Origin of the sequence: Spirosoma sp. (assembly GCF_048594605.1) — a bacterium.
In the GTDB taxonomy this organism is placed as follows: domain Bacteria; phylum Bacteroidota; class Bacteroidia; order Cytophagales; family Spirosomataceae; genus Spirosoma.
This window is the reverse complement of record NZ_JBMDWV010000376.1, coordinates 1-6,310: the sequence shown is the minus strand read 5'-3', so window position 1 is coordinate 6,310 and position 6,310 is coordinate 1. Positions and strand designations below refer to the sequence as shown.

General features: G+C 46.9%; 5 protein-coding genes and 1 pseudogene. 4 read left to right on the top strand and 2 right to left on the bottom strand.

Features of this window, described 5'->3' with window-relative positions; genetic code table 11:
* Together ACOJS8_RS23590 and ACOJS8_RS23585 are read right to left on the bottom strand one after the other, a co-directional pair.
* Positions 1 to 558: pseudogene (locus tag ACOJS8_RS23590) on the bottom strand (hypothetical protein); the annotation flags it as partial.
* Positions 559 to 627: 69 nt separating this feature from the next.
* On the bottom strand, positions 628 to 1,224 hold the full coding sequence (locus ACOJS8_RS23585; RefSeq protein ID WP_420151016.1) for an RNA polymerase sigma factor: 597 nt from the start codon (positions 1,222 to 1,224) through the stop codon (positions 628 to 630).
* 651 nt (positions 1,225 to 1,875) lie between these two features.
* Here ACOJS8_RS23585 and ACOJS8_RS23580 point away from each other — a divergent pair.
* From ACOJS8_RS23580 to ACOJS8_RS23565, 4 genes are all read left to right on the top strand, one after another.
* Positions 1,876 to 3,063 carry a pyridoxal phosphate-dependent aminotransferase gene (locus tag ACOJS8_RS23580; RefSeq protein WP_420151015.1) on the top strand — a complete coding sequence of 396 codons (1,188 nt, stop codon included), beginning with the start codon at positions 1,876 to 1,878 and terminating at the stop codon, positions 3,061 to 3,063.
* A 99-nt stretch (positions 3,064 to 3,162) separates the two neighbouring features.
* Positions 3,163 to 4,737 (top strand): flavin monoamine oxidase family protein, encoded by a 1,575-nt coding sequence (locus ACOJS8_RS23575; protein ID WP_420151014.1) that lies wholly within the window; start codon positions 3,163 to 3,165, stop codon positions 4,735 to 4,737.
* A 35-nt stretch (positions 4,738 to 4,772) separates the two neighbouring features.
* Positions 4,773 to 5,777, top strand: a complete 1,005-nt coding sequence (locus tag ACOJS8_RS23570; RefSeq protein ID WP_420151013.1) for a Hint domain-containing protein — start codon at positions 4,773 to 4,775, stop codon at positions 5,775 to 5,777.
* 174 nt (positions 5,778 to 5,951) lie between these two features.
* Positions 5,952 to 6,310: beta-ketoacyl synthase N-terminal-like domain-containing protein (locus ACOJS8_RS23565; protein ID WP_420151012.1), on the top strand; the 359-nt coding region annotated here is incomplete at its 3' end.

Here is a 6,310-nt window from a genome sequence, read left to right as displayed (position 1 = left end):
AAAGGCTTCACCGGTTAAATAAACCTCACGAATGGAATCGGTAAAAAAGGTTTTGTATTGAAGCATTGCTCCGCGCGACAGGGTTATACGGCTATTATCCGGAAGTTTTATGATCATAGAGTCTGCCGTATTGTTTGAAACCTGCGTCAATTCGCCCGATAGTACGCCGTACGTATTACGGCTTATTGATACCAGGTTTGTTTCCTCATGCTGAATCTGCCACACCGTTAGTCCACCAATTAATAACAGCATGGCGGCTGCCGCTCTGACCCATTGCCGCTGCCATAAGGGAACGACCCGAACCGGCTGGTTAATTGACATCTGAAGGTTTTGCCAGATATCTTCCGCATCCTGTTCATTAATAGCTATATGGGTAGCTGCGCTTACTTTCAGTACAATCTGTTTAGCCTGATTGATTGTTTCCTCCTGAAAAGGGTACGTTTCCTGGAGAACAGACCAAAAGTGATTACTCGCCGGGTCTGGATACTTAACCCACCGAATAAACTCTCCGTCCTGAACGAAGTCGTCGAGATCATATGTAGCGTATTTCTCAAGCATATCGTATAGCAACCAACTGTCTAAATGGAGCTTTTAGACGTTTGTACTCAAAATGACCTAAAAATATTTTTAATTATTATTGATATGGTTAAATACAAGCAGGAAAAGCCAGCCAGCAAACTCAAAGAATTCTTTTAGCTGACAAATCGATCGGTGAATAAGATTACGTACCGACTGGTTGTTGATATGCATCACTGAAGCTATTTCGTCAAGAGAGAAATCGTGGAAATAGCGAAGCTGAATTACTTCCTGCTGGCGTTTAGAAAGTCGGTCGATGGCTTTTCGAAGCGCTTTGATCTGATCGTCAGAATCTTCCTGTTCGATAATGGTATGCTCTAGTGGTAAATCGCTAAAAACCTTATCCAGCATTTGCTCCACATCCGGCCAGGCCACCGTAGACAAGCCTTTGTTATTTTGAATAATTCGGTTACGTAGCGATCGGAAAAGATAGAAGCGGATATTATCCGTGTCGGAAAGGTTTTCGCGATGAAGCCATAAATGCAGGAACAGATCGTGAATACAGTCTTTAACGAGTTGCTGGTTGCAGGAAACCCGATAACCATACCTCAGCAGATCTTTTATGTTGCGGTTATAGATACAGGAAAATGCCATCCTGTCTCCTGTCCGGAAAGATGCCCATAGTTCGTTATCAGATAATGATTGCACGGGACGAATTTTTTAGAGCAAACCAATAGGGACTTCCAAAGGCAACTGAAAAATTTCTATCAACTCTTCTAACGAAAGATATAGGTCGGCATATCTTACTTATGGAAGCTGTTTAAACTTTCCGCTGCGGCCTGTTTTTGTGCAGGCTGATGCTGGAGAGAGTTATAAAATGAAGACTTGTCTGCTTTCTGATCGGAAAGCCAGATCGCACCAGCAATGCTTCTTTACCGGTTTCGCTGGTATGATTACGAAACAAAGCAGTTGAAAACTCCATCCAGCTTAACAAGGGTGCTAGTCAATCAGAACGTAATGGGTTTATTTTCAGGTATGTATCCAGATAAAGAACAGGGAAATTGCTACGTTGCGGAGGAGAGAATAACAGGGATACAATTTGTTGAGTATACCATTTCCTAAATTGATCGATTTATTAAGTAATGAGCATTAGTCAACACTTCTTGTTTTGTGTTTATTGTATTTTGCATTAGTAAATTCTAATAAAATAATAAATATCAAAATTTTTATAGAGTTTTTCGGGTAGGCTTCGCCTTTTTAATTGGGATTAATTCGTACTTTCACAACACCCTATCTACTAATAGATTATAATTTATTTTACTTTTATTTTATCCAGGATAAATACAAAAAACGACTACCATGTCATCACAACTAAACCGCCGGGACTGGCTTCGTGTCAGTAGCCTCCTGACGGCCGGTCTTGGTCTGAGCCGGTTTACTCTTGCTGAAGCTGCCCGGCCTGAATTGGCCCGGCCGAACGCTCCTTTTGTTACGGCGTTTACAAATGAGTTTTCGTTTGCTGATGATCCGTTCGCCAAAATGCCAAAACTGAAGGCGCGCTTACTGGCCAATGAGAATCCGCTCGGTATTGCACAAAGCGCCAAAGAGGCAATTGTTAAAGCTACAGAGATTGGTAACCGATACGCCTGGATGGAGTTTGCACAGTTGAAAAGCCTGATTGCGCCCGACGAAGGAGTGAAGCCCGAAAATATTATGATGTCGCCCGGATCGTCGGATATTCTGATGGCTGCCGCCGAACATTATGCCAAAGAGGGCGGTACGATTCTGACTAGTGCGATGACCTATGATGATTTGCTCCAGCGAGCTCAGAAGTTCGGCGCGAAAATCAAGGCTTTACCCATGACGAAAGAGTACAAATACGATCTGCCTGCCATTAAAGCCGCTATTACGCCCGATGTGAAGCTGGTTTATATCGTCAACCCAAATAACCCGACCGGCACCATCGTCCCTACGGCTGAACTGGAAGCGTTCTGTCGGGAAGTTGCGCCCAAAGTTCCTGTCTTTATCGACGAAGCGTACATTGACTTCTATGAACCGGCTGAGCGGCCAAAACTGGGCAAACTTGTTGCGGAGGGTATGAATCTGATACTGGCGCGCACGTTCTCAAAAATTCATGGTTTTGCCGGTCTGCGTTTGGGCTACGCCATTGCCCAACCCGACGTACTGAAAACGCTTCACGCCTATACGAATGGTGAATTTGCGGTAAGTATCACTACGTTGATGGCCGGTATCGCCAGTTACAAAGACATCGACTGGCAAAACCATTGCCGCGCCGAGAACGCCAAAGCTCGTACGTACACAACAAAGGCGCTAACCGACCTGGGTTATGAAATAATACCATCCGCAGCCAATTTTATTCTGTTCCCGATCCGTATGAAAACCAAGACATTTGAAGGACAAATGTTTGCGCAGGGAATTGGCATTCAGACGCGCGATTTCAATGGGCAACCCTATTGTCGGGTTAGCATCGGTACAATGGATGAGATGGCCATATTTATCGATGGGTTTAAAAAAGTAGTGGGGTAAAAGAAGTCAGCCGTCACTAGTCAATAATTAGTAGTAGCCAACAAAATCAGTTTGGCGCCTGCTCCTGTTGGCTCACGACTAACGACTGTTAACTTTTCTATGACGCGAAGAGACTTCATCAATTCGACGAGTGCCAGTTGTGCCAGCCTGTTAGCCTGGGGAATGTTGCCTGCTGCTCCGGCATCGGCGTTCGACTTACCCGCCAATGGACGTAACACGGAGGGTAAAGCCCGAAAAGTAATTATTTTAGGAGCGGGTTTGGCCGGTATGACCGCTGCTTACGAACTTGGAAAACTAGGTTACGATTGTACCGTATTGGAAGCCCGGTCCCGCTCGGGTGGGCGTGTCTGGACAGTTCGGGGCGGAACGCAGGAAACCGAATTAAACGGTGGCGCTGCCCAAACCTGTTCGTTTGCCAATGGCCTGTATTTCAACGGAGGAGCCGCCCGGATTCCGCACCATCACCAGATAACGCTTCAATATTGTCGTGAACTGGGTGTACCGCTGGAGATTTTCAATGGAGCCAACGAATCAGCGTTTCTTTACAACGATGGGGGAAACGGGGATCTGGCGAATAAACGAATGCGGATCAGCGATTATCACAACGATATGCGCGGCTATACGTCCGAACTCCTCGCCAAAGCACTCGATCAATCGTCGCTCGATCAGCAACTAACCAAAGAAGACATAGAGAAACTGATCGATTTTCTGAAAAATGAAGGCGATCTGAACACGGCTCATCTCTACAAAGGCACGAACCGGCGCGGTTACAAGAGTAAAAGCGATCCCGGTGCCGGAAATGCGCCGGGTACGTTGACTGATCCGTATGGACTTGCCGATCTGCTACGTTCAGGCTTTATGCAGCCGGTGTTTTATAACGTCGGTGATTATGCGTACGAGCAGCAAACGACGTTGCTACAGCCCGTTGGCGGCATGGATGCTATCCCGAAAGCGCTGGAAAAAAAGCTGGCGGGTAAAATCATTTTCAGTGCACCGGTTACTGAATTGCGTAAAACTGAAAATGGCGTTCGGATTGTATACCAAAAAGCGGGTAAACCGGTTGAGATTACGGGCGAATTTTGTGTTTGTACGTTGCCGTTACCCATTCTGAAAGGAATTGAATCGGATTTGTCGGGTACGGTAAAACGAGCCGCTGATTTTATTCCGTACATGAAAACGGGTAAAATCGGACTCCAGTTTAAACGGCGTTTCTGGGAAGAAGATGATGGTATTTACGGCGGCATTTCGCGTACAAATATGGATATTAATCAGATTTGGTATCCGTCGTTTGGCTTGCAGGGACCGAAAGGCGTTCTGATTGGTTATTATAATTTTTACAGCCGGGCCGAAGCGGTAGGAGCTATGTCAGTTGCTGAGCGTGAGAAACTGGCCATGACACAAGGCGCTAAAATCCATCCGCAGTATCCATCAGAATTCGAAAATTCGTTCTCGCTGGCCTGGCATCGCATTCCGTTCAGTGGTGGTGGCTGGGCCGTTTATGACGATGCAACGCGCAAAAAATATTACCCGGCCCTGCTTGAACCCGACGACAACATTTACTTTGCGGGTGAACACACTACGTATCTGACGGCCTGGATGGCAGGCGCTTTTACTTCGGCCCGACGTACCGTAGAATCAATTCACGCCCGTGTTGGCGAATACACCAGAAAGTAAAGACCGAATCATTTGAAACAGACGCTATTAATCCAATGAAAAACAACCTGCTCTCTCTTTTGCTTTTCCTGTGTTGCGCGGTTGCAACACAATTTTTCAGCCAGCGTGTCTGGGCGCAAACAGCCACCGCAACGGGAATGACCGGCGACCAGTGGAAGGCGATCAAGGCTATTAAAATTGCTAACCTCGATAAAGATACGTATTTCAAATCGAGCGGTTTTATTCTGGACCGTTACGAAGAGCGCCCGGCCTATGTGTTCACATACAGCGATGGTGTTACGCGCAAAATTTATCTCTACAAAGTATTTGCTGCTGAAGATACCAAAGACCTCGGGCTACTGGCGATCTACAAAAACGAGAAATCAGGTGAGGTAAAACCGTTTGTTATTCCGGGAGCAAATGCCGATCGGAAAGCCTGGGACGCTTACATTGATGAACTCAAATACGTTGGTGAGAAAGAACCCGGCCTGATGTCGACGCTAACGTTTGTTCTCTCGCGCGAAATGGCTGGTTTGATGGCTGGTGGTGGCGCTAAAGCGGAAGAAAGTGGCGACAAGAAAAAAGAAGAATACAACTTCTGTTTCGCGGCTGATGCTTCAGTAACGCTGGCTGATGGTACGTCGAAAAGCATTAGTGACGTAACCCCAAACGACGTAGTGATGAGCTACGACGCCAAAACAAAAACGCTTGTGCCAACCAACGTAACGCGCGTGGATACACACGAAGGCAACTTTACGCTGGCTGGTGTATGGCTAACGCCAATGCAAGAGCTTACGGCCGATACGCGCCCAATCCTGACAAAGCCCATGCTAGTTGAAGCAACCGCCAATCACCCCGTCCTGACCGCTACGGGTCGGAAGCCCCTGGGCAACGTAGCAGCCGGGGAGATTCTACTACGTTACGATGCGGCCACACGACAGGTTGTTACGTATAAAGTTGTTAAAACTGAATCCGTTATACGCTCTGTCAATAAGGTCTACAATTTGGCTACCAAATCAGGTACGTATCTGGTTGGCGACGTAGTGGTGCTGGATAAGTAAATTTGATAGTTGGTTCTATCGGTACGGGTATAAAGCTGGCCTTTTCAACCAGCTTTATACCCGTTTCTTTTGTAGAGACGCAAAGTATTGCGTCTCTACGGTTAACAAATGACTCTACGTTGCTTTTTGCCTCTAAAACCTGTATGCTTGCATACTATTTTTACAGACAAAACAATGGCCGAAGCTTTCATTTACGACGCTGTTCGGACACCCCGTGGACGAGGTAAAAGTGATGGTTCCTTGCACGATGTACAGCCGATTCAACTGCTCACCAGCGTTCTTCGTGAACTACACGACCGCAGCCAGTTTGATACGTCGCTCATCGACGACGTAATTATGGGTTGTGTTACGCCGATTGGCGAACAAGGCGCCGATATTGCCCGAACGGCTGCTCTCGAAGCCGGGTATGCCGAGTCGGTGGCAGGGGTTCAATTGAACCGCTTTTGCTCATCAGGGCTCGAAGCGATCAACATAGCGGCTGCTTATGTCATGTCGGGGCAGGTCGATGCGGTTGTAGCCGGTGGGGTAGAGTC